This window comes from Providencia sp. PROV201 (assembly GCF_028479545.1).
In the GTDB taxonomy this organism is placed as follows: domain Bacteria; phylum Pseudomonadota; class Gammaproteobacteria; order Enterobacterales; family Enterobacteriaceae; genus Providencia; species Providencia huaxiensis.
In genome coordinates, this window is sequence record NZ_JAMPNW010000010.1 from 54,835 (window position 1) to 77,523 (window position 22,689).

Annotated in this window: 20 protein-coding genes and 3 tRNA genes; 4 read left to right on the forward strand and 19 right to left on the reverse strand. The window is 42.4% G+C overall.

All coding sequences use genetic code 11. The annotated features are described in order from the left end of the window. Positions 1–8: 8 nt before the first annotated feature. The 4 genes from rpsF to nsrR form a co-directional block, all read right to left on the reverse strand. Positions 9–404 carry a 30S ribosomal protein S6 gene (rpsF, locus tag PR809_RS10255; RefSeq protein WP_004905988.1) on the reverse strand — a complete coding sequence of 132 codons (396 nt, stop codon included), beginning with the start codon at positions 402–404 and terminating at the stop codon, positions 9–11. 154 nt (positions 405–558) lie between these two features. Further along, positions 559–1,308 carry a 23S rRNA (guanosine(2251)-2'-O)-methyltransferase RlmB gene (rlmB, locus tag PR809_RS10260; protein ID WP_102138240.1) on the reverse strand — a complete coding sequence of 250 codons (750 nt, stop codon included), beginning with the start codon at positions 1,306–1,308 and terminating at the stop codon, positions 559–561. 88 nt (positions 1,309–1,396) lie between these two features. Continuing rightward, positions 1,397–3,859 (reverse strand): ribonuclease R, encoded by a 2,463-nt coding sequence (rnr, locus tag PR809_RS10265; RefSeq protein ID WP_102138241.1) that lies wholly within the window; start codon positions 3,857–3,859, stop codon positions 1,397–1,399. A gap of 42 nt (positions 3,860–3,901) precedes the next feature. After that, the gene (gene nsrR / locus PR809_RS10270; protein ID WP_125890703.1) at positions 3,902–4,324 is read right to left on the reverse strand and encodes a nitric oxide-sensing transcriptional repressor NsrR; all 423 of its coding nucleotides are present in this window, start codon (positions 4,322–4,324) and stop codon (positions 3,902–3,904) included. Between the two features lie 501 nt (positions 4,325–4,825). On the opposite strand from nsrR, the gene PR809_RS10275 reads away from it, so the two are divergent. Next, positions 4,826–6,028: a mechanosensitive ion channel family protein gene (locus PR809_RS10275; protein WP_102138243.1), complete on the forward strand. Its 1,203-nt coding sequence runs from the start codon at positions 4,826–4,828 to the stop codon at positions 6,026–6,028. Between the two features lie 103 nt (positions 6,029–6,131). On the opposite strand, the gene PR809_RS10280 is transcribed toward PR809_RS10275, so the two are convergent. The 9 genes from PR809_RS10280 to tsaE all read right to left on the reverse strand — a co-directional run bounded on the left by PR809_RS10280 (position 6,132) and on the right by tsaE (position 16,530). Beyond that, the gene (locus PR809_RS10280; RefSeq protein WP_102138244.1) at positions 6,132–7,430 is read right to left on the reverse strand and encodes an adenylosuccinate synthase; all 1,299 of its coding nucleotides are present in this window, start codon (positions 7,428–7,430) and stop codon (positions 6,132–6,134) included. 280 nt (positions 7,431–7,710) lie between these two features. Continuing rightward, positions 7,711–8,712 (reverse strand): protease modulator HflC, encoded by a 1,002-nt coding sequence (gene hflC / locus PR809_RS10285; RefSeq protein ID WP_102138245.1) that lies wholly within the window; start codon positions 8,710–8,712, stop codon positions 7,711–7,713. Positions 8,713–8,714: 2 nt separating this feature from the next. Beyond that, a complete protein-coding gene (gene hflK, locus PR809_RS10290; RefSeq protein WP_102138246.1) occupies positions 8,715–9,920 on the reverse strand; it encodes an FtsH protease activity modulator HflK in 1,206 nt (401 codons plus the stop codon). A gap of 138 nt (positions 9,921–10,058) precedes the next feature. Next, positions 10,059–11,339 (reverse strand): ribosome rescue GTPase HflX, encoded by a 1,281-nt coding sequence (gene hflX, locus PR809_RS10295; protein ID WP_004906004.1) that lies wholly within the window; start codon positions 11,337–11,339, stop codon positions 10,059–10,061. Between the two features lie 92 nt (positions 11,340–11,431). Continuing rightward, positions 11,432–11,725: an RNA chaperone Hfq gene (gene hfq / locus PR809_RS10300; protein ID WP_102138247.1), complete on the reverse strand. Its 294-nt coding sequence runs from the start codon at positions 11,723–11,725 to the stop codon at positions 11,432–11,434. 107 nt (positions 11,726–11,832) lie between these two features. After that, positions 11,833–12,774: a tRNA (adenosine(37)-N6)-dimethylallyltransferase MiaA gene (miaA, locus tag PR809_RS10305; protein WP_206276167.1), complete on the reverse strand. Its 942-nt coding sequence runs from the start codon at positions 12,772–12,774 to the stop codon at positions 11,833–11,835. Further along, positions 12,767–14,755: a DNA mismatch repair endonuclease MutL gene (gene mutL / locus PR809_RS10310; RefSeq protein WP_206276168.1), complete on the reverse strand. Its 1,989-nt coding sequence runs from the start codon at positions 14,753–14,755 to the stop codon at positions 12,767–12,769. Before mutL ends, miaA begins: the two co-directional genes overlap by 8 nt. A gap of 9 nt (positions 14,756–14,764) precedes the next feature. Continuing rightward, positions 14,765–16,051 carry an N-acetylmuramoyl-L-alanine amidase AmiB gene (gene amiB, locus PR809_RS10315; protein WP_206276169.1) on the reverse strand — a complete coding sequence of 429 codons (1,287 nt, stop codon included), beginning with the start codon at positions 16,049–16,051 and terminating at the stop codon, positions 14,765–14,767. Positions 16,052–16,065: 14 nt separating this feature from the next. Then, entirely contained in the window at positions 16,066–16,530 is a 465-nt protein-coding gene (gene tsaE / locus PR809_RS10320; RefSeq protein ID WP_004906013.1) for a tRNA (adenosine(37)-N6)-threonylcarbamoyltransferase complex ATPase subunit type 1 TsaE, read from the reverse strand. A gap of 287 nt (positions 16,531–16,817) precedes the next feature. Between tsaE and queG the strand changes: the two genes are divergently transcribed. Next, entirely contained in the window at positions 16,818–17,999 is a 1,182-nt protein-coding gene (gene queG, locus PR809_RS10325) for a tRNA epoxyqueuosine(34) reductase QueG (RefSeq protein ID WP_206276170.1), read from the forward strand. A 691-nt stretch (positions 18,000–18,690) separates the two neighbouring features. Here queG and PR809_RS10330 read toward each other — a convergent pair. The 6 genes from PR809_RS10330 to orn all read right to left on the reverse strand — a co-directional run bounded on the left by PR809_RS10330 (position 18,691) and on the right by orn (position 20,452). Continuing rightward, a tRNA-Gly gene (locus tag PR809_RS10330) sits at positions 18,691–18,766 on the reverse strand. A gap of 63 nt (positions 18,767–18,829) precedes the next feature. Beyond that, positions 18,830–18,905: transfer RNA gene (locus tag PR809_RS10335), tRNA-Gly, on the reverse strand. Between the two features lie 40 nt (positions 18,906–18,945). Next, positions 18,946–19,021: transfer RNA gene (locus PR809_RS10340), tRNA-Gly, on the reverse strand. A 224-nt stretch (positions 19,022–19,245) separates the two neighbouring features. Beyond that, positions 19,246–19,536: a type II toxin-antitoxin system RelE family toxin gene (locus PR809_RS10345; protein WP_206276171.1), complete on the reverse strand. Its 291-nt coding sequence runs from the start codon at positions 19,534–19,536 to the stop codon at positions 19,246–19,248. Then, the gene (locus tag PR809_RS10350) at positions 19,526–19,780 is read right to left on the reverse strand and encodes a type II toxin-antitoxin system RelB/DinJ family antitoxin (RefSeq protein WP_206276172.1); all 255 of its coding nucleotides are present in this window, start codon (positions 19,778–19,780) and stop codon (positions 19,526–19,528) included. The genes PR809_RS10345 and PR809_RS10350 overlap by 11 nt, the downstream gene beginning before the upstream one ends. Positions 19,781–19,906: 126 nt before the next feature. Next, positions 19,907–20,452 carry an oligoribonuclease gene (gene orn / locus PR809_RS10355; protein WP_102139907.1) on the reverse strand — a complete coding sequence of 182 codons (546 nt, stop codon included), beginning with the start codon at positions 20,450–20,452 and terminating at the stop codon, positions 19,907–19,909. A gap of 108 nt (positions 20,453–20,560) precedes the next feature. On the opposite strand from orn, the gene rsgA reads away from it, so the two are divergent. Together rsgA and asd are read left to right on the forward strand one after the other, a co-directional pair. Continuing rightward, complete coding sequence (gene rsgA, locus PR809_RS10360; RefSeq protein WP_206276173.1) at positions 20,561–21,613, forward strand: small ribosomal subunit biogenesis GTPase RsgA; 1,053 nt, start codon at positions 20,561–20,563, stop codon at positions 21,611–21,613. Positions 21,614–21,770: 157 nt separating this feature from the next. Beyond that, positions 21,771–22,667 (forward strand): archaetidylserine decarboxylase, encoded by an 897-nt coding sequence (gene asd / locus PR809_RS10365; protein WP_102139905.1) that lies wholly within the window; start codon positions 21,771–21,773, stop codon positions 22,665–22,667. Positions 22,668–22,689: the final 22 nt, after the last annotated feature.

Consider the following 22,689-nt stretch of genomic DNA (forward strand, 5'->3'; position numbering starts at 1 on the left):
CTGCGCAATTACTCTTCAGAATCCCCAGTTTCTTCTACTTCTTCATCCTGATATTCATCAGACATGTCACGGCCACGACGTTCGTCTTTAGCTTTGACCATTGGAGAAGCTTCTGTTACTGCGTGTTTTAAGCGCATAACCATGCTGCGGATAACGGCATCGTTGAAGCGGAAGTTAGTTTCCAGCTCATCAATCGCTTCCTGCGGTGCTTCTACGTTCAGAAGAACATAGTGTGCTTTGTGCAGTTTATTGATTGGGTAAGCCAGTTGACGGCGGCCCCAGTCTTCCAGACGGTGAATCTGACCTTGTGCGTTAGTGATAACAGCACTGTAACGCTCGATCATGCCCGGAACCTGTTCGCTTTGGTCAGGATGGACCATAAAAACGATTTCGTAATGACGCATTAGTAGTTGCTCCTTACGGATTATTAGCCTCCTGTCTGGGTTAACCGCGGCCCGCGGAGGCAAGGAACTTATTGAGTGCGGCTAAAAAATTGACGCGTAACTATACCCATCCCTGAGATAAAACTCAAGAGATGGATGTCGTTTATACTAAATATTATTTTTCTGCAGAAACGGGTAAGCGTTGACGCACCGCTTCAAATAAACAAACCCCTGTCGCCACTGACACATTCAATGATGACACCGAGCCTGCCATAGGAATACTGATTAACTCATCACAGTGTTCACGCGTTAAACGGCGCATGCCTTCGCCTTCAGCCCCCATCACTAGCGCTATCGGGCCCGTTAGTTTGCTTTGATATAGGTTATGGTCAGCTTCACCTGCCGTTCCCACAATCCATACATTATATTCTTGCAGCAAACGCAATGTCCTTGCCAGATTCGTCACACGAATAAGAGGAACATTTTCTGCCGCGCCACAAGCCACTTTTTTCGCGGTTGCATTGAGCTGAGCAGATTTATCTTTAGGAACAATCACAGCATGAACACCTGCCGCATCAGCACTACGTAAGCACGCACCTAAGTTATGTGGGTCTGTCACACCGTCCAATACCAATAAAAATGGCGATGGTGTACTTTCCAATAAATCAGGCAAGTCGCCTTCTTGATACTGTTTACCAGGTAGTACTTTCGCAATAATACCTTGGTGAACTGCGCCTTCGGTCTGGCTATCCATCCATTGGCGGTTCGCCACTTGAACGACAACCCCTAGTGCTTCAATTTCGTGCACCAGCGGCATTAAGCGGCGATCTTCACGACCTTTCAAAATATAGACTTCTTTAATGCGTTGCGGTGAACGCTCAAGTAAGGCTTTCACTGCGTGAATGCCATAAATCATTTCGCTCATAAATTTCTTATTTATTAATATAAATAGTAAAGTGGCGTATTAACGCCACTTTGGTTAATAACTATGGTTAATAACTACAGCAAAAACATTATCCCTCTTGTTTTTGGGATTTTTTTGCAACACGTTTAGCTTTTAATTTTGCTGTAATTTTTCGCGTTTTATCTGAAGGCTTTTTGCCTTTTCCTTTCGCCTCTGGTTTAGCCTCGGCTTTTTTTCCTTTTTTCTCGGAACGACGAAATGCAGAATCAGGCTCAAAGTTTTTATCTTTGCTCGCATCCGCTTTTCGACGAGCTGGACGTGCCGCATTTTTCACTTCTTGCTTCATTTTGTCCCGAGCGGTTTTGCCTGGGTTTTTCGCTTTACGGGTGGTTGAAATTAATGCGAAATCAATGGTGCGCTCATCCATATGCACCGCTTCAACGCGAATTTCAACTTCATCACCAAGGCGGTAAGTCGTACCTGATGATTCACCAATTAAACGCTGACCAACTGCATCGTAACGGTAATAGTCATTATCTAACGTTGAAATATGCACTAAACCATCAATAAATAAATCATTAAGGCGCACAAAGAAGCCAAAACCAGTCACACTGGTAATTAAACCTGTGAAGGTTTGGCCAACTTGGTCTTGCATAAAATCACATTTCAGCCAGTCCGCCACATCACGCGTCGCTTCATCAGCACGGCGTTCAGTCATTGAACAGTGCTCACCCAGCTGTAACATGCTGTCCATGTCTGAATGCCAACCACCGGTTTCTGTCCAGCGCTTATCTGAATGGCCATGCTCTTTAGCCAACAAATATTTTATTCCACGGTGTAACGTCAGGTCAGGGTAACGACGAATTGGCGATGTAAAGTGGGCATATGATTTCAAACCTAAACCAAAGTGACCGCGGTTTTCAGGATCATAAATCGCTTGTTTCATTGAACGTAAAATCATGGTTTGCAGTAATTCATGATCAGGGCGTTCAGCCACTTCATTCATGACTTGCGCATAATCTTTTGGTTCTGGCTTCATTCCGCCCGGCAGAGTCAACCCTAATTCGCTGAAAACAGAGCGTAAATTCATCACGCTTTCTTCTTTAGGACGGTCATGCACACGGTACAACGCAGGCTCTTCATTTTTCTCAACAAACCGAGCGGCTGCAATGTTAGCTAAAATCATGCATTCTTCAATCAATTTATGTGCATCATTTCGCTCTACAGGTTCGATACTTTCAATACGGCGTTCTGCGTTAAAAATGAATTTCGCTTCTTCAGATTCGAAGGAAATTGCACCGCGCTCAATACGTGCTGCATCAAGTGCTTTATATAGTTGATGCAAGTGCTCAATATGCGGCACTAACGCTTTATAGTGCTCACGCAGTTCTTCATCCCCTTCCAAGATTTTCCATACTTTTGTATAGGTTAACCTTGCATGAGAGCTCATAACCGCTTCATAGAACTTGTACGAAGAAAGCTTACCGGATGCTGACACCGTCATTTCACACACCATACACAGGCGGTCAACACCTGGGTTAAGTGAGCACAGGCCGTTCGATAGGACTTCCGGTAGCATAGGAACGACTTGAGATGGGAAATATACCGAGTTACCACGGCTACGGGCTTCTGTATCCAGAGCCGTTTGCTGGCGAACATAATAGCTTACATCCGCAATTGCCACCCATAAGCGCCAACCCCCGCCTTTTTTCGGTGCACAGTATACTGCATCATCAAAGTCGCGAGCATCTTCACCGTCAATGGTGACTAACGGTAAGTCGCGTAAATCCACGCGCCCTTTTTTCGCAGACTCAGGGACGTGTTCGCTCAGGTCAGCGACTTGTTTTTCAACTTGTGGTGGCCATGAGTGTGGAATTTCATGAGTACGTAAAGCGATTTCTACCGCCATACCTGTTCCCATGGTTTCGCCTAATACTTCAATGATATTCCCCACCGCTTGCGAGCGACGTTGTGGACGAGTGACTAATTCAACCACCACCACATTACCCATGCGAGCGCCAAGAACACGATCTTTCGGTATCAAAATATCAAAACTTAAACGGCTATCATCCGGTACGACAAAGCCCATACCCGATTCGATAAAATAACGGCCAACAATTTGGTTATTACGTGGTTCTAACACACGAACAACCCGAACCTCTGTGCGTCCCTTACGATCTTGTCCGTAAGGTTGCGCAAGAATAACGTCGCCATGCAGGGCGCGTTTCATTTCGTCTTGAGATAAATAGTAATCTTCTTTTTTACCATCAACGCGCAGGAAGCCGTAACCATCACGGTGACCAATGACTTTTCCTTTTAATAAGTCTAAACGCTCCGGTAATGCATAGCACTTACGACGAGTGAAAACCAATTGACCATCACGTTCCATGGCTCTTAACCGACGACGCAACGCCTCTAATTCATCTTCTGTCGATAAATTCAATAATTGTGCGATTTCTTCGCGATTGGCTGGTGCAGTACGCTTCGAGATAAGGTCAAGAATATATTCTCGACTTGGAATTGGGGACTCGTATTTTTCTGCTTCTCTTTCCTGAAAAGGATCTTGTGACATCGTTACCTCCGTTGTCATCAGAATTCATAACTACCGCGAATGCTAATCAAGCAGTAGTTGATAGAGCGGGCTGTTGTCTTTCACCATGTCCGCCAGCGTGTATTGATCAAGTTCTTGTAAAAACTGCTGTATTGCTTGGTGTAGCACACCTTTTAAACGACACGCAGGTGTAATGTGGCAAAATTCACCACTACAATTAACAAGGGTCAGGGGTTCTAGTGATCTAACGACATCCCCTATACGAATAGATTCTGCTGGTTGGCCAAGTGTGATCCCGCCATTTTTGCCTCGAGTGGCTTTAATATAACCTAAGTGACTGAGCTGATTAATAATTTTAACCATATGGTTACGAGAGACACCATAAACTTCAGTGACTTCTGTGATACTGGTCATTTTCCCTTCAGGGAGAGATGCCAAATAGATCAACGCACGTAATCCATAGTCTGTAAAACTTGTTAGCTGCACAATCACCTCAAAATTTTTTGGCTAAGCCAATAGCTATCTCGTCATGTATGTCTTATTAATCTCAAATTATAGACAAATTACTTTCTATCTTTTTGTCTTAGGCCAATATTTAGGTACAAGATAATGAAATTTACTGAGACTAATTTCGCCTCAGTTTGACATCGCAAGATAGCATTTTATTAGCGTTTAGCTTATCTACTCTACAAAGAAAAAACAGTTTTATCATGGAATAACTGGATGACCTGTTACCTTTATAGGGTATTTATTGCTCAATCTTTCTGCTATACATTTACAACAAATAACATCAAAGAACAATCGAACACATAATAGCACATATTTTTTGGCGACTCGTGTTTCTTGAGCTTACTCCACTTTATCTATACTGTTTAAAAGGGTTTACAGAGAAATCACCACTGACTTATCACTTTTAACATCAAATCTTTTTATTTGATTCGCTATACAATAAAGAGCCAGTATCATAAAGAGGTGACTTAGGAGAATATGGAACAAATCATTGAAATATATAATGATATATCAGAAAACACTTTCTTAATGGCCTCTTTTTTAGTCGTCATATTGCTATTAACATGGTTTGTCGGAAAAGTCATTTTTTTACGGGTTGCGAGAAGGTTATTACCATTATTCACTAATTTAAGTGACGATGAGTTAATTGATGGTATCGCTCGGAAAATTGCATCGATCGTCGCGGTAACGCTTGTACTTTATATTAACCAGATGCTGCCTTCCCTTTCTGATGAAGTAAACATTACATTTAAAACTATCTGCTGGGCGCTGATTATTATTAATGTTGCCGCATTAGTTAACGATGGCTTAGATGTGTTTATTATCCGTCAGTCAAAAAAAATATTACATCGTAATAATTCGATAAAAGGCTATATCGAAATAGCGAAAATTATTGTTTGGATAATTTCCTTTATCTTGATCATTGCGTTGATGACCGAACAGTCCCCGATTATTATTATTTCCAGCTTCGGTGCTATCGCTGCGGTATTAATGTTTGTATTTCAGCACACGCTATTATCGTTTGTGGCCAATATATTAGTATCAAACGGAAAGGTGTTAAAACTGTATGATTGGATTGAGCTACCAAGCAGTAATATCAGTGGCGAAGTTATCGATATCGCGCTACATACTATTACCGTTCGAAACTGGGATAACACCATTTCACGCATTCCTACCAAAGATTTTTTAACTGAAAAATATACCAACTGGCAGCCCATGTTTTCCTCTGGAGGCCGTCGCATCAAACGTAGCTTTTATATTGATCAATCGTCAATTTCATTCGCAACAGAAGATCTCTTCAACGAATTAAAAAATACCCCTCCCTTGCGCCAAAGCATAGAAAGTATGTTAGAAGCACGAGGTGAAATTGGGGATGTAAATGAATGGATGATAAATAATGGCGTCACTAACCTACAGCTATTTAGAAAATACATTCTAAATTGGATAAAGCTGCGCGGCGATGTCAGAACAGATATGTATTTGGTCATACGAACAATGCCGCCAACACCAAATGGTTTGCCTGTTGAAATCTATTGTTTTACACGCTCAACCACTTGGGTTGATTATGAAGAGGTTCAATCCGAAATTTTTGAGTATGTTAATGCATCTGCTAACTACTTTAAGCTACGTATTTATCAACACCCAGCTGGGAGTGATCTCGCTAATTTAAAATATCAGTAGTAGATAACAAAAAACACCGAACAAGTCGGTGTTTTTTTTCATCTAATTAAAAGTACTTGCTAATACATGCTATGAGCAAGCCAGTACCTAATCAGCCATTAGACTATGCGTCAAACGGGTCACGTAGAACCATAGTTTCTGAACGATCTGGGCCCGTTGAAATAATATCAACTGGAATACCCGTTAGTTCTTCAACGCGTTTGATGTAATCCAGAGCTGCCTGTGGCAGTAATTCTCTTTGTTTCACACCAAAAGTCGTTTCTTTCCAACCTGGCATTGATTCATAAACTGGCTCTAAACCATCCCACTCATCTGCAGCTAAAGGTGTTGTTTCAAGCACTTTGCCATCTGGACGACGGTAGCCTACGCAAATTTTAACTTCTTCTAAACCGTCTAAAACATCCAGTTTAGTCATACAGAAGCCCGACAGTGAGTTGATTTGCACTGCGCGATTAATCGCAACGATGTCTAACCAACCAGTACGGCGTTTACGACCCGTAGTTGCACCAAATTCTTGGCCTTTTTCACGCAGGAATTCACCCACTTCGTCAAACAGCTCAGTAGGGAATGGGCCCGCACCAACACGAGTTGAGTAAGCTTTAATGATACCCAATACGTAGTTAACATAGCGAGGACCTAAGCCAGAACCAGTTGCCACGCCGCCAGCTGTCGTATTTGAAGAGGTTACATAAGGATACGTACCGTGGTCGATATCTAATAATGTCCCTTGTGCGCCTTCAAACATCACGAATTCATTCTTCTGATTTGCTTTATAGAGCAGATCAGAAACATCAATTACCATGCCAGTCAGGATATCAGCCACAGCCATGATATCATCTAACGTTTTTTGGTAATCTACAGCAGGTTCTTTATAGTAATGAACAAGTTGGAAATTATGGTATTCAACGATTTCTTTTAATTTTTCTGCGAACGTTGCTTTATCGAATAAATCACCAACACGCAAACCACGACGAGCAACTTTATCTTCATAAGCAGGACCAATACCACGACCTGTTGTTCCAATCGCTTTGGAACCACGTGCTTTTTCACGCGCATTATCTAATGCGATATGATAAGGCAGGATCAGTGGGCATGCTTCAGAAAGACGTAAACGTTCCCGAACAGGAACACCGCGGTCTTCCAATTCTTTCATCTCTTTCATTAATGCGTCAGGCGATAAAACGACGCCATTAGCAATAATACTGATGACATTTTCACGAAGAATACCGGATGGAATTAAGTGGAGAACGGTTTTTTCACCGTTTACAACAAGAGTATGGCCAGCATTATGGCCGCCCTGATAGCGAACTACGTATTTAGCACGCTCTGTCAGCAAGTCAACGATCTTGCCCTTCCCTTCGTCACCCCATTGGGTGCCCAGTACGACAACGTTCTTACCCATTTTGAAATACACTCGGTTGCTTAAAAATGAATTCTACCATCAAAAATGAACTGTTCCAGTGATATTTTGGCAATACAAAAATTTTTTTCTGGAAAGCAAGTAAAATGGTATTTTTTATTTCTGCCGTAAACTCAAAATGAATGCCATCAGTTGAGCAGTTCAAATTTTCCCTGAAAAATCCTATACTTAAAACGACAGGCGAAAAAAAGCCCACCGAAGCGGGCTTTTCTTTAATAGATTAACAGTTATTTTGCTAGGTTGCACGCAACTTAGCTTGTTATTAATCTGTCGCGCGAAGCTTAGTTGGTGCCTTCATAAAGCGGAAGAAATCAGTGTCTGGGCTTAATACCATCACGTCTTCACCACTCTTGAAGCTTTGCTCATAGGCACGCAAGCTACGAATAAACGCATAGAACTCGGGATCTTGGTTGAATGCATCAGCAAACAGTTTCGTTGCCATCGCATCACCTTCACCTCGGTAAGTCAGTGCGGTACGCTCTGCTTCAGCCAACGTTTCTGTTACTGTTTTATCAGCCACAGCACGGATCTTAGTTGCTTCTTCTTGGCCTTGCGAACGATGCTGACGCGCGACTGCTTCACGCTCTGCACGCATACGCGCATAGATAGCTTCAGAAACTTCGTTTGGCAGTTCGATACGTTTAATACGTACGTCGACAACCTCGATACCTAACGCTGCCATACTGTTTGCATTCACAACCAGTGGCTTCAGGTTCGTTTCTTCTTCAACACGTTTTGCCGCATCCGCAATCGCTGCATCCGCTTCTTTAGTTGCGTCGTCAATTGCAGTACCTTTGTTCAAGGCATCACGCACATCAACAGTTAAACGGCCACGTGAGTCGGTGATGATATCCTTAACGCTTAAACGACCAAACTCAGAACGTAAACGGTCACTAAATTTACGTTTTAACAGGGTTTCCGCTTGGAATGGGTTACCACCGCCAGTTGCTACATAGTAGCGACTGAAATCAGTAACGCGCCATTTCAGGTAGGAGTCCACCATTAAGTCTTTGTTTTCGCTTGTCAGATAACGGTCAGCTTGAATTTCAAGAGTCTGAATACGTGCATCTAACATTTTCACAGTTTCAATAAATGGAACTTTGAAATGCAGGCCTGGCTCATAAATGATCGGTTTATTTTCAGAATCACGTAGAACCTTACCGAAACGCAATACGATACCGCGGTCAGTTTGAGGAACAATAAAGATAGATGCGTATGCAACTGCCAAGATGGCAATAACGATAACAATTAGCGATTTACGCATGATTATTGTCTCCCTACTCTAACAGCATCACCACGAACAGCGTTGTTTGGCTGTGCTGGTGTTGCAGCAGATGATGACGAATTGTTGCTTGGCGTCGCCATTCTTGCTGACGGATTAGCTTTTGACGTTGAAGCTGCATCTGAATTTGTACCGCGCATGATTTGGTCAAGCGGCAGCACTAACATGCTGTTGCTCTTATCATTCGCAATCACTTTACGTGTATTACTTAACACACGTTCCATCGTGTCGATATACAGACGCTCACGGGTGATCTCTGGTGCAGCACGATATTCAGGTAACATTTTCGCAAAGCTTGCGACCTCACCCTCTGCTTTGAAGACCACACTCGCTTTATAGGCTTCGGCTTCTTCAATCAAGCGTTGTGCGTTACCTTTTGCCAGTGGAAGAACTTCATTTCGATAAGCGTGCGCTTCACGAATAGTTTTTTGTTCTTCTTCCCTTGCTGAGATTACGTCATCAAACGCTGCTTTAACATCTTCAGGTGGACGCGCTGCTTGGAAGTTGACGTCAAGCAGTGTGATCCCCATTTTGTATGGTGCAATTGTTGCTTCGAGCTCTTTCTGTGTAACATCACGGATAAAAGCACGATTCGTAGTCAATACTTGCTCCATAGCAGATTGACCAATTACACCACGCACAGCGCTATCTAGCGCCTGACGCAGACTATTGTCTGGGTTTGTGACACTAAATAAATATTGTGCAGGGTCAGTAACACGATACTGAACGTTCATTTCAACGCGGATCACGTTTTCATCGGACGTTAACATCATGCCATTTGTTGCTTGTTCACGAACAGTTTCCACGTTGACAGGAACAACCCTATCAATGAAGGTTGGTTTCCAGTTCAAACCAGGCCCAACAACACCACTGTATTCACCAAAACGTAATACTACGCCACGGTCACTTTCTTTGATGGTGTAGAAGCCTGAACCTGCCCATACAACAACGATAGCAGCAAGAGCTAACATACCTAAACGACCGCTGATTTGTGATGGCTGTTTATTATCGCCATCACCGCCGCCGCCTTTATTTCCACCAAGCTTGCTGCCTAGTTTACGAAAGAGATCGTCGAGATCATAAGCCCCACGTTTTCGACCACCTTTGTTCCCGCCAGAGTTGCCGCCTTTATTGCCGCTTCCCCACGGATCGCGGTCTTGTCCGTCATTACCGGGCTGATTCCACGCCATGTTTTAGCTCCATTCTTTATGATTGATTTTCAGGGCTAAGAGCGATAGGGCTCTTAATATCAATTCCATTGCCTAACTATATTATTAACGACCAAAGCATATTATTAACGGCCAAAGCATTATTAATAACCAAAGCAACTAAATAACGTAGTCAGGTAATTGCTGCTCTTGTTTGCACAGACGCCGCCAATCCACCATTGGCATACGCACCTCAAGGCCAATTGAGCCGTCTTCTTCCTGCCATTCACGTTCGATTGACTGAAGTTGATAGAAACGGCTACGTAAACGGCCTTCATTCGGTGGTAAACGCAATTCAACATGTGCGATTTCACCTGAAAGACGTTCCGTCAATGCCTGTAGCAACAATGGGATACCATCACCCGTTTGCGCTGAAACCCAGACACGAACCGGCTTGTTATCCTCATCTCTGTCAATACGCGGGACGAAATCCTCCAGCATATCGACTTTGTTCATCACTAAAAGTGTTGGTATTTCATCCGCTTCGATCTCTTCTAACACGCTTTCAACTGCATGAATATTCTCATCCAAGCGATTATCAGCTGCATCGATAACGTGTAGCAACAACGTTGCTTCGCGTGTTTCTTGCAGGGTTGCTTTAAAAGCTGCAACCAAATCATGAGGTAAATGGCGGATAAAACCCACAGTATCTGCAAGCACTACAACACCCACATCTTCGACATCAATACGACGAAGTGTTGGGTCAAGTGTTGCAAATAACTGGTCAGCAGCATAAACATCAGCGGCCGTCATGCGGTTAAACAAGCTTGACTTACCAGCATTGGTATAACCGACAAGCGAAATAGTCGGGATATCGGCCTTACTTCTCGCTTGACGCCCTTGTTCACGCTGTTTTTCCACCCGACTAAGACGAGATAAGATTTGTTTAATTTTATCTCTTAATAGCCGGCGGTCGGTTTCAAGTTGAGTTTCACCGGGACCTCGTAAGCCAATCCCGCCTTTTTGTCGCTCTAGGTGCGTCCATCCCCTCACTAAGCGAGTCGATAAATGCCTTAACTGAGCTAATTCAACTTGGAGCTTACCTTCGTGTGTACGTGCGCGTTGAGCAAAAATATCTAAAATCACCCCTGTACGGTCAACCACCTTACATTGGCAAATCCTTTCGAGATTACGTTCTTGAGCAGGGCTTAGAGTATGATTAAACAACACCACATCTGCACCACTTTCCTCAACAGCTTGGGCAATTTCTTCTGCTTTACCTTCCCCAACAAAAAACTTTGGATGAGGAGCTTTACGACTGCCCGTGACTATTTGTACTGGTTTCACGCCAGCAGATGTCACAAGTGACTCAAATTCCGCTAGATTATCAACGTCTTTCTCTTGAGAAAAAAAGACATGGACCAATACAGCTAGTTCACCGCCTTCATACCTATCAAACAAGGTGTAACCTCTTAGGCTAAACAATAATTGCAAAGGAAAAACACAGGTACAGTCTCCCTACCCATGCTTTCCTTGTCTTTTAGCGTACAAACTTACTCAGTTACTTCGCCATCTTGCGCTGCTGGGTTACCTGACTGGTAATTACCATTACCTGTGCTACCAGTAGTACCGCTATGATGAGAAACAGGGCGAGCAGGGACAACAGTCGAGATAGCATGCTTATAAACCATCTGGCTAACTGTGTTTTTTAATAAAATAACAAATTGGTCAAAAGACTCAATTTGCCCCTGCAATTTGATGCCATTAACGAGATAAATAGAGACCGGAACCCTTTCACGACGTAATGCGTTCAGGAACGGATCTTGCAAAGATTGCCCCTTAGCCATTCTATGTTTTCCTTATTTTGTTGTTTTTAAAAGAGAATCTTTTAGATTCCAAAAAGTAACTACTCAAAAATTGCGCTTAACGTTCTAATTGTACACAAACATCAGTCCTATGCACGCATAACCTGCATAACGGTGCTAAGCGCTTGCTGAGGTTGTTCACTATCTAACCAATGAACATTTTCCCAGCTTCTTAACCAGGTAATTTGACGTTTTGCCAATTGGCGAGTTGCACAAATTCCCCGATAAATCATATCATCATGGCTAATTTCACCATCTAAATATGACCACATTTGCCGATACCCCACACAACGAATTGAAGGGAGATCGACATGTAAATCATTTCGTTGATGCAACTTGCGAACTTCTTCTTCAAAGCCCGCCTCTATCATCAGATGAAAACGTTGTTCTATGCGCTCATGTAAAATTTTACGATCTTGTGGCGCAATAGCAAACTGAAACACATTATAAGGCAATTCTTCCCCAGCTGTTTGTGTCATTTCAGTCAAAGTTTGTCCCGAAATGAGATATACCTCTAAAGCACGGGATAATCTTTGTGGATCATTAGGGTGGATCCTTGCCGCAGCAACTGGGTCAACCTCAGTAAGACGGCGATGAATTTCCCCCCACCCTTGTTCTTTAGCAATGTGTTCAATTTCAGCACGCACTGTTGGGTCAGCTGAAGGAAGTGGTGAAAGTCCTTCTAACAAGGCTTTAAAATACAACATTGTGCCGCCAACTAATAATGGAATTTTACCTTGCGAGGTAATTTCGTCCATGGCATTTAATGCGTCACGGCGAAAATCGGCAGCACTGTATGGTAGAGACGGATCGAGAATATCAATCAGACGATGGGGAGCTTGGCTGAGTTCTTCTGCTGTTGGTTTTGCTGTGCCGATATTCATCTCTCGGTAAATTAGTGCCGAATCGACACTAATAATTTCCACAGGCAAATGCTTGCGAAGTTCTATCGCCAAAGCGGTTTTACCTGAGGCAGTTGGACCCATTAGGAATATTGCGTCAGGTTTTTTCTGAGTTGCTAAATCACTCATTTGTTAGTGTAGCTACCACGGATTGTAAATTAATTAATTGTAATAATGTTGGTGGAGGGTTTTTCACCCACTGCGGGCATACCCGCTCAACATCTGCCAACAACTGAATAGCCTGTGCTAAACTCCAACTTTCTTCTGTTTTAACCTGTGAAACTGCTTTAGCAAGCCATTGTGCAATCTCTTCGTCAGTGACGCTTTCTTTTCCCGATAAAAAATCGAGTAGCTCAGAAAAAAGTTGTGATAAATTTTGTGTTCTTAATGGTAACGATACCGTATGAATTGTTACTTTTCCATGTAATATCGTGGCTTCGATACCAAATATTGTCAATTGTTCCTTGTACCGCTGTAAAACCTCTATTTCCTCATTTTTAAGTGACACTTTTAGAGGTATTAATAATGGTTGGGGCTTCAATGCTCCACCATCCGGTGACAATTGTGACAATTTCAATAAATAGTTAGCTTCCGTTAAGGATAACAGGATTAGCCCTAACGAAGACTCAATTAATGCAAAGTTTTTTGCGTAAATTGTCAATACTTTGCCAAAAAGGTAGTTATCCGCATTTTTTGCTACAGGTTGTGACGATATTTGCGGTGAGTTTATCGGTTTACGTTCAGGAAAAAGCGGTTTTTTATCTTCAGGCGCAACAGGAATAGACATTAGGCTCTGATACAGTTCACCGGCTTTTTTGTCATAAGTTGAACCAAATGTTTTTGCTTGCGCATTTTCTGAAAAACCTGACGTTGATTTCGGTGAAGAAAAGGCGTGATTTACCGCACTATCCTTTAAGTAACTTGCCTTTAAGTGGCTAGCCTGTCTATCAGGTGTTTTAGACTCTTGAACGGTATTTTCGATTCGCGTATGGTTTTCTGTCTTAAATTGCTTAGGGGCCACGCTAGGAGGAGAAGAAAAATAGTTTTCCCCCGCAGAAGACCGATTTTCCAGTTCTGTATTCACCGGCTCGATACCCGGGAGCTCATCGATAGATGCAGCTTCTAATAATACCGTTCGTACCGCTTGATAAATAAAATCATGTACCAGACGTGCTTGGTGAAAACGAACCTCATGTTTTGCAGGGTGTACGTTAACATCAACTTGTTTTGGGTCAATGGTTAGATACAAGACATAAGCTGGCTGCTGGTTTTCGTCTAAATGCCCTTCATAAGCTTGACGGATCGCATGATTAATCAGGCGGTCACGCATCATGCGGCCATTAACATAGCAATATTGTGTTTCGCTGCCCGAAGTCATTGATGGAGAAACGACCCACCCTTTGATTGCAAGATCGCTATGTTCCCAAGACAACGCTAAAGCGCCTTGCATGAAGCCTGTCCCACAAATCGTACCGAGTCGTCTCTCTTGCTGTGCCTCATCATGAGCAGCACGGTATTGTTTCACCAATTTGCCATTATGAGTCAGATTGATAGCGACATCAGGGCGAGACAGCGCAATTCGACGAACAATTTCATCAATGTGGCCGAATTCGGTTTTTTCTGTGCGCATAAATTTACGGCGAGCTGGCGTATTATAGAATAAATCTAATACTTCAACCGTTGTGCCATTAGGATGAGCGGCTGGTTTAACCATCACCTCCATCTCGCGCCCTTCTGCGTATGACTGCCACGCTTCGCTTTGCTCTGCTGGTTTTGATGTCAACGTTAAACGTGAAACGGAGCTAATACTCGCGAGTGCTTCACCGCGAAACCCCATACTCATAATGGCTTCAAGGTCATCCAATGTGGCAATTTTACTGGTCGCATGGCGAGCTAAAGCCAGAACAAGTTCATCTTTACCGATGCCACAGCCATTATCACGAATACGGATCAGTTTTTCTCCACCACGTTCAATGTCGATATCAATACGAGTTGCCCCGGCATCAAGACTGTTCTCTACGAGCTCTTTAACCACTGACGCAGGCCTTTCGACCACTTCACCTGCCGCGATTTGGTTGGCTAGTTGTGGGGAGAGAATATGAATTGCCATGTCTCCCCCTTATTGTGGCGCTGCTTGTATTGGATTTGCCAAGAAATATTGACGTAATCCTAAATGAATTGCTTCTGCGACTTTATCTTGGAATTCATTCGATTTTAGCAACTGCTCTTCTGCGGTATTACTAATAAACCCAGTTTCCACTAAAATCGATGGGATATCAGGGGAACGCAATACACCTAAGCTTGCATGCTCAGGTGTTTTTTTGTGAATATTACCGACTTTTCGCAGCTGTTCGATCACTTTAACCGCAACATCATACCCAACACGTTGAGAGTGACCGAATTGCAAATCTAAAACGGCTTGGCTCAAATAAGGGTCCGCACCACTGAGAACATCACCCGCCCCGCCTAATAATTCTGATTGTTTTTCACGTTGTTCAAGCCAACTACCCAGCTCACTATTTGCACGTCGATTAGACAATACCCACACTGATGCACCCCGTGCGCTGCTATTCGGGGCCGAGTCAGCGTGAATAGACACCAACATATTAGCCCCTTTCTTACGTGCCACATCAGAACGACCACTAACGGAAATAAAGTAGTCTCCGTCACGTGTCATCGCGGGCTTAAACATCGGATCGGCTTCAAGGCGTTGGTATAACTTACGTGCGACACTGAGAGTCACATCTTTTTCTTTATAGCCATTCTTACCTATCGCACCAGGGTCTTTACCACCGTGACCCGCATCAATGGCAATCACGACCTGCTTACTGCCTTTTGGCATACTCTTATATTTAGTCGGTGTTGGTGTAGCAACAGGCGCAGGCTCACTCATCTTCAACGGTTTATCTTGAGTGCTATTTGTTGCTGGTTTAACCGTATTATTAGTTCGATTAAAAGAGGTAGAACCGGATGAATTTCCAGTCGATATTGTTAACACCAACTGATATTCACCTGAAACCTGTTTAAGTACCGCTTTCGTTTTCGCCGCTCGAGATAGCTCTAAAACTAAGCGCTTGTGTTGGTTATCAGAAGGTTGGCTTGTTCGTACTAATTTCACAAGGTCCCCTGCAGGAACTTTAAGGGGTAACCCCATAATCTCACCTCGCTGTTTGATATCAACAACAAGGCGCTCAGGTGAATGCAATGGAAAATAGGCGTAATCGGGCTTTCCATCAATAAAGCTTAGCACCACTTCTGCTTGTGATGGGCTATTATTAACTTGAATATTCGATAATGTTGCCGCTTGTGCTTTTGCAGCAAACAGCCACATGACTGATACCATAAACAAGACGAAAACAGTAAAAAAACCCTTTTTTGTTATTCTGTGCATTGATGCATTCAACATGAGCAATAGCTTCCTTAGAGTAGGGGTAATGCTTCTAACAACGACTCCCCATTGGCAGAAAAAGCAACAAAGTGAGCCTGACGCCCTTCGCCTTGATAGGTCAGATGGAGCTCAAGATCCGCTTCAGGTAAAAAACCTTTACCTTGTTGCGGCCATTCGACCAAACAGATCGAATTTCCAGAAAAATAGTCACGAATTCCCATAAATTCAAGTTCTTCAGGATCGGCTAACCGATAGAGATCAAAGTGAAAAACTTGACGATCTGCTAATTCATAGGGTTCAACCAAGGTGTAAGTTGGACTTTTTACGTGACCTTGATGGCCCAGCGCTTGTAAGAAACCTCGGCTAAAGGTGGTTTTCCCTGCTCCGAGATCACCATATAAGTGAATAATTGTGCCTTGATGGCAAGCCTTAGCGATAGCATTACCTAACGCAACAGTTTGCGCTTCGTTGGCAAGTTGTATTGTACGTTCTTTCATATTGTTCTTTTATTATGTCATTAATAGGCAGTGTCGCCTGTTTATCCTTTAAATGCATAGTTTATATCGCTGTTCAAAATGCATAAAGAGATATCAACAAACATCAATATTGCCGTTTATCTTAACCTAAGATGGGGCTTTTTTCTTAATTAACATTACTTGAATGATGAGTTCAGAAATATCCTATAATTGCTCTCAATACTGAAGGCATTTTTCATCCGTTTTGATGAACAACGCTGGCCATGATAAAGTGCCTGCCGTTTTACCCTTTATCAATATAGGATCTGATGGCAAGATACCTCGATCTCGATCTTCTCGCTCAAAATATTAAACAATGGGGCGTTGACGCAGGTTTCCAGCAAGTCGGGATCTGCGATACTGACCTTTCCGCGGAAGAGCCGAAATTACAAGCGTGGCTAGATAAACAATTTCATGGCGAGATGGAATGGATGAGTCGCCATGGGATGATGCGAGCCAGACCACACGAACTGCACCCGGGCACGTTGCGTGTCATTAGCGTGCGCATGAATTACTTGCCAGCTAAAGCCGCATTTGCCAGCACACTAAATAACCCTGAATTAGGTTATATCAGCCGTTATGCGCTAGGACGAGACTATCACAAGCTGTTAAAAAAACGCCTAAAACAACTTTCAGATCGTATTTTAGACTATTGTCGTGAATTTAATGGGATGATACTGCCCGATGGTACCACCATCGATGATCTCAATTTTCGACCTTTTGTCGATTCCGCTCCAATCTTAGAGCGTCCTCTTGCGGTAAAAGCAGGTTTAGGATGGACAGGAAAACATTCATTAGTCTTAAATCGTGAAGCAGGATCTTGGTTTTTCCTTGGGGAATTATTGATTAATTTACCCGTTCCTGTCGATAAACCTATCGAAGAAGATTGTGGCCGCTGTGTTGCCTGTATGACAACTTGCCCAACAGGTGCAATTGTCGAACCTTACACTGTCGATGCAAGGCGCTGTATTTCTTATCTCACCATCGAGCTGGATAGCGCTATCCCTGAAGAATTTCGCCCGCTAATGGGAAATCGGATTTACGGTTGTGATGACTGCCAGCTCATTTGCCCGTGGAACCGTTTTTCCCAGCTCACTGATGAAGACGATTTCAGCCCAAGAAAGGAGTTGCATACACCAGAGCTGCTTGACTTGTTCTCATGGGACGAAAAAACCTTTTTGAAAGTTACCGAAGGCTCTGCGATCCGCCGCATTGGCTATATCAAGTGGTTGCGAAATATCAGTGTGGCGCTAGGCAACGCACCTTACCAAGATAGCATTATTGTCGCATTACAAAACCGGCTTGGAATTAACGCTATGTTGGATGAACACTTCCAATGGTCTATACAACAACAGCTTAACCAACGCAATACAAACCAAGTTACAATTCAAACTTCGCAACAAAAACGCCTTGTACGAGTTATTAACAAAGGTTTACCGAGAGACGCCTAGAAAAAAGCCTGCCATATATCTGAAATCAAGAATTGTCAAATCAATGTGAATAAAATAAAAAATGCTTAGCTGACAATAGGTAAAGAATTTGCAAGCTGTGCTAGCCTCATTTTGACAAAATAACCCACAAACTAAAAAAATCAACAAGTTACAATAATGCAACTTAAACGCTAGAATTAATTAGCACAACAGAAATTTGTTAATTACCCTGTGGATAACTCTGTGTAATAAGTTATTTCAAATCGCGATGAAAACCGAGGCTGATTAAGCCAGCTGTGGATAACTTTCTAATAGCATATTAACAAGAAAGGTACTGATTTTATATTAACTCGCAATATAAAAGTGACCAAAATGCAAGGTTAAAATGAAAAACTAATCGAAGTAAATAAAAATCATATTTTTGTTTATTATTTAAACTTCGTATTTTCATCTTAGAGATGGAAGTAAAACACCCTATTGCTAAGGGGTGGCTATTCTATGGTGCCCTGAAAATGAATGCAAGCACAAATCTGGATATGATCCAAAAAAGATCGCGAAGCCCGCACTGATCCTAGCATTCAAGGTAAAAAAAGATGAAAATAGTAAACAAGTACAATTTATATTCACTAAGTGAATTCACTTAATAAAATAAAATTAAAAGCTGCTATATGAGATTTAGTAAAAAAGGAAGATTAAGAGAAACTAAAAATATTGGAGCGGGAAACGAGACTCGAACTCGCGACCCCGACCTTGGCAAGGTCGTGCTCTACCAACTGAGCTATTCCCGCATTTGGTGGGTACTACTGCCTAGTCAGAATACTAAGGCATTTAACTAAAACACTAAGAAAGTTTGGAGCGGGAAACGAGACTCGAACTCGCGACCCCGACCTTGGCAAGGTCGTGCTCTACCAACTGAGCTATTCCCGCATCACGAAAATAGTGCTTTAGTTAAAACATCAAGAAAATTTGGAGCGGGAAACGAGACTCGAACTCGCGACCCCGACCTTGGCAAGGTCGTGCTCTACCAACTGAGCTATTCCCGCATCACATTTCTGGATGTTTCACGTGCCGACTCAATCACAAAAACTTCATCGGTACGGGGAGCGCATTATACGAAAAATTCAGATACTAGCAAGCCCTTGCGCTCAAAATTTTTATTTTTTTATCCGTTTGCCGACAAAACAATCACAATGGTGATTTTATCGACAGCCATTGTAATAAGCTGATTTCAATACGTTAACATTGTTAACTTATTGGGAGAAGATGGCTATGGAAGCCTTTCGATCGCGGAGTTATAAACCTTTTTATCTTCTCTTTTACCAACAGCAACGACAAAAATAACAATTTCATCATCAACAACTTGGTACACAAGGCGAAATCCTGATGCCCTTAATTTAATTTTATAGCAATTAGACAATTCACCATGTAGCCGCAGAGACTCTATATATGGGTTTAATTGTAATTTCTTTAACTTCTTTTTAAATTGTTCTCGAATACTGCAATCAAGCTTTTTCCACTCCCTTAGAGCACGCTCATCAAATGCAATATCAAATATCATCAATGTTCACTCTTATTCGCTTAGCGGGTTTTTTTAAGCGATTACGCACAACTGCTAAAATATCCTCATCTTCATCGGCATCACTTACAACAATAGAAACTTCAGAAAACGGGAGCTTTTCATTCTCGGCAACATAACGGAGAAATAACCTTAACGCATCAGAAGGTGAAAGGTTTAATTTATCAAATGCTTGATATGCATCTTTTTTTAGTTGTTCATCAACCCTAATTTGTATTGTACTCATAATGGTCTCCTTTCAGGATCTACTGCTAGAATAATGTAATGACAATTGTAATGCAACACGTAATACAACATCACATTTGAACACAAAAAAACCGCCTCAAAGGCGGCATCTTCGTTAATTCAACATTTATTCTTTAATAAATGTTTCTCGGTAATAAGCTAATTCAGCCACTGATTCACGAATGTCATCAAGAGCTTGGTGGGTATTTTTCTTCGAAAAACCCGCTAAAATTTCAGGTTTCCAGCGACGAGCGAGCTCTTTTAGTGTGCTAACATCAAGATAGCGATAATGAAAATAGTTTTCTAATTCAGGCATATAGTTGAACAAAAAACGCCTATCTTGCCCAACACTGTTCCCACAAATAGGTGATGCCCCCTGTGGAACCCATTGCTCTAAAAATTCAATCGTGGCTAACTCAGCTTCACGCTCACTTACGGTACTTTTGCGTACACGTTCAACTAAGCCGCTGTTAGTATGAGTGTTTACATTCCATTCATCCATTAAAGCGAGTTGTTCATCCGTTTGATGTACTGCAATGACAGGGCCTTCTGCTAAAATATTAAGATGACTATCTGTTACAATGGTCGCTATTTCAATAATACGATCACGAACAGGATCGAGCCCTGTCATTTCTAAATCGATCCAAATTAAATTATTCTCATTCTTTTGCATGATATACCCTAACTGCATTCTATGAAGTTAAGGTATGATAGCACTCTTCATGCCATCAGTGACAGGCGTGAGTAACCCTAAAATACCGCCATAGTAAAGAGAGGACAGGTGGCTAAACAGAAACTTTCGAAAGGCCAACAGCGCCGAGTTCAAGAAAATCATCAAAAAAGGCTCAAAAAACAAAAAACAGTTGAGATTGATGATAGCCAATTAGGTGAAGCACAAGAAGGCTTAGTCATCAGCCGTTTTGGGCAACATGCTGATATTCAAGCGAGTGACGGGACTATCCAGCGCTGTAACTTACGCAGAACCATTTCTTCCCTCGTTACAGGGGATAACGTGGTGTGGCGGCCTGCCCTGAACACACAAAGCGATATCAAAGTAAATGGCATTGTTGAAGCGGTTCATGAACGCCACTCTGTTCTAACTCGTCCCGATTATTATGATGGTTTGAAACCGATTGCCGCTAATATTGACCAAATTGTTGTGGTTTCCGCTATTTTACCTGAGCTTTCGCTGAATATTATTGACCGTTATTTGGTCGCCTGTGAAACCACGGGGATTAAGCCTGTTATCGTTCTTAATAAAGTCGACTTACTCAACGACGAAAACCGCGAGTGGGTAAGCGATTTGATGACGATTTATAGTGATATTGGCTATCAAGTTCTCGAAGTTTCAAGCCATACCAATGAAGGCATGGAAGCGCTTACTAACGCGCTAGCAGGTAAAGTATCAGTGTTTGTTGGGCAGTCTGGTGTGGGTAAATCCAGTTTATTAAACGCATTGCTTCCACACAATGAAGAAGCCATTTTAGTCAATGACGTTTCAGACAACTCAGGGCTGGGGCAACACACAACAACAACAGCCCGCTTATACCATTTCCCATTGGGTGGAGATGTGATTGACTCCCCTGGTGTGCGTGAGTTTGGTTTGTGGCATTTAACCACGGAACAAGTGACCAAAGGATTTGTCGAATTTAAAGATTACCTTGGTGGCTGTAAATTCCGTGACTGTAAACATTTGGATGACCCAGGTTGCCTGTTACGTGAAGCCGTAGAAGCAAATAAAATTGCTGAATCACGTTTTGAAAACTACCATCGCATTTTAGAAAGCATGGAACAAATCAAACCTCGCGGCAATTTTACGGCAAAAGAGAAATAATGTTAGTGAGTACTTACAAAATAACTCACTAACGTTAAACCAGCTCTAAATAATTTAATCACGGTTAGTCAGTTACGCAACCGTTTGAAATATGACGAGTAAACTGTGTACAATAGCCGCCCTTTTGCTAACATACCTTTAAAAATCAGAGGTTAACGTGCTAGATAAAATCAAAATTCGCTTGCAATATATGCTTCCAAAACAATGTCTTACTGAATTTGCAGGCTGGTTCGCAAGTCGCAATGCGGGTTTCATGACGCAATGGGCAATTAAACTGTTCGCAAAAGTCTATAAAGTGAACATGAACGAAGCACAAAAAAGCGAGCTTACGGCTTATGCCACTTTTAATGATTTCTTTATCCGCCTGCTAAAAGAAGGCGCTCGCCCGATTGTCGAAAAAGAGCATCAACTTGCTCAACCTGCTGACGGTGCCGTGAGCCAATTAGGCCCGATTAATGATGACCTTATCTTCCAAGCTAAAGGCCATAATTACACCGTTGAAGCATTACTTGCTGGCCAATACCAATTAGCAGAACGTTTTCGTGGTGGTGACTTTATTACCACTTACCTCTCCCCTAGTGACTATCACCGTGTACACATGCCATGTGATGGCTTACTCAAAGAGATGATTTATGTGCCAGGTGATTTATTCTCTGTAAATCCATTAACGGCACAAAATGTTCCCAACCTGTTTGCACGAAATGAACGTTTGATTTGTGTCTTTGACACCCCTGTTGGCCTAATGGTACAAATCCTTGTAGGTGCAACCATCGTTGGTAGTATCGAGACAGTTTGGAGCGGTTGCGTTAACGCCACGCGTGAAGGTGTCATCAAGCGTTGGGTTTACCCTGAGCTGGATTCTGAAGGTGCTGTTTTCTTGAAAAAAGGTGAGGAAATGGGGCTGTTTAAACTGGGCTCAACGGTGATTAATTTATTTGAACCGAATAAAGTAACCTTTAATTCATCACTGATCCCTGGTTATGCAACTCGGATGGGTGAATTACTCGCTGAAACTGTTACAAGTACAGTGGCAGAAGAGTCCGTTGACGCTTAATTAAATTATTATCCCTTGAAGG

Coding starts and splice junctions, on each gene's coding strand:
- rpsF (WP_004905988.1), bottom strand. CDS start 404: ATGCGTCATTACGAAATCGTTTTTATGGTCCATCCTGACCAAAGCGAA.
- rlmB (WP_102138240.1), bottom strand. CDS start 1,308: ATGAGCGAAATGATTTATGGCATTCACGCAGTGAAAGCCTTACTTGAG.
- rnr (WP_102138241.1), bottom strand. CDS start 3,859: ATGTCACAAGATCCTTTTCAGGAAAGAGAAGCAGAAAAATACGAGTCC.
- PR809_RS10275 (WP_102138243.1), top strand. CDS start 4,826: ATGGAACAAATCATTGAAATATATAATGATATATCAGAAAACACTTTC.
- PR809_RS10280 (WP_102138244.1), bottom strand. CDS start 7,430: ATGGGTAAGAACGTTGTCGTACTGGGCACCCAATGGGGTGACGAAGGG.
- hflC (WP_102138245.1), bottom strand. CDS start 8,712: ATGCGTAAATCGCTAATTGTTATCGTTATTGCCATCTTGGCAGTTGCA.
- hflK (WP_102138246.1), bottom strand. CDS start 9,920: ATGGCGTGGAATCAGCCCGGTAATGACGGACAAGACCGCGATCCGTGG.
- hfq (WP_102138247.1), bottom strand. CDS start 11,725: ATGGCTAAGGGGCAATCTTTGCAAGATCCGTTCCTGAACGCATTACGT.
- miaA (WP_206276167.1), bottom strand. CDS start 12,774: ATGAGTGATTTAGCAACTCAGAAAAAACCTGACGCAATATTCCTAATG.
- mutL (WP_206276168.1), bottom strand. CDS start 14,755: ATGGCAATTCATATTCTCTCCCCACAACTAGCCAACCAAATCGCGGCA.
- amiB (WP_206276169.1), bottom strand. CDS start 16,051: ATGTTGAATGCATCAATGCACAGAATAACAAAAAAGGGTTTTTTTACT.
- tsaE (WP_004906013.1), bottom strand. CDS start 16,530: ATGAAAGAACGTACAATACAACTTGCCAACGAAGCGCAAACTGTTGCG.
- queG (WP_206276170.1), top strand. CDS start 16,818: ATGGCAAGATACCTCGATCTCGATCTTCTCGCTCAAAATATTAAACAA.
- PR809_RS10345 (WP_206276171.1), bottom strand. CDS start 19,536: ATGATATTTGATATTGCATTTGATGAGCGTGCTCTAAGGGAGTGGAAA.
- PR809_RS10350 (WP_206276172.1), bottom strand. CDS start 19,780: ATGAGTACAATACAAATTAGGGTTGATGAACAACTAAAAAAAGATGCA.
- orn (WP_102139907.1), bottom strand. CDS start 20,452: ATGCAAAAGAATGAGAATAATTTAATTTGGATCGATTTAGAAATGACA.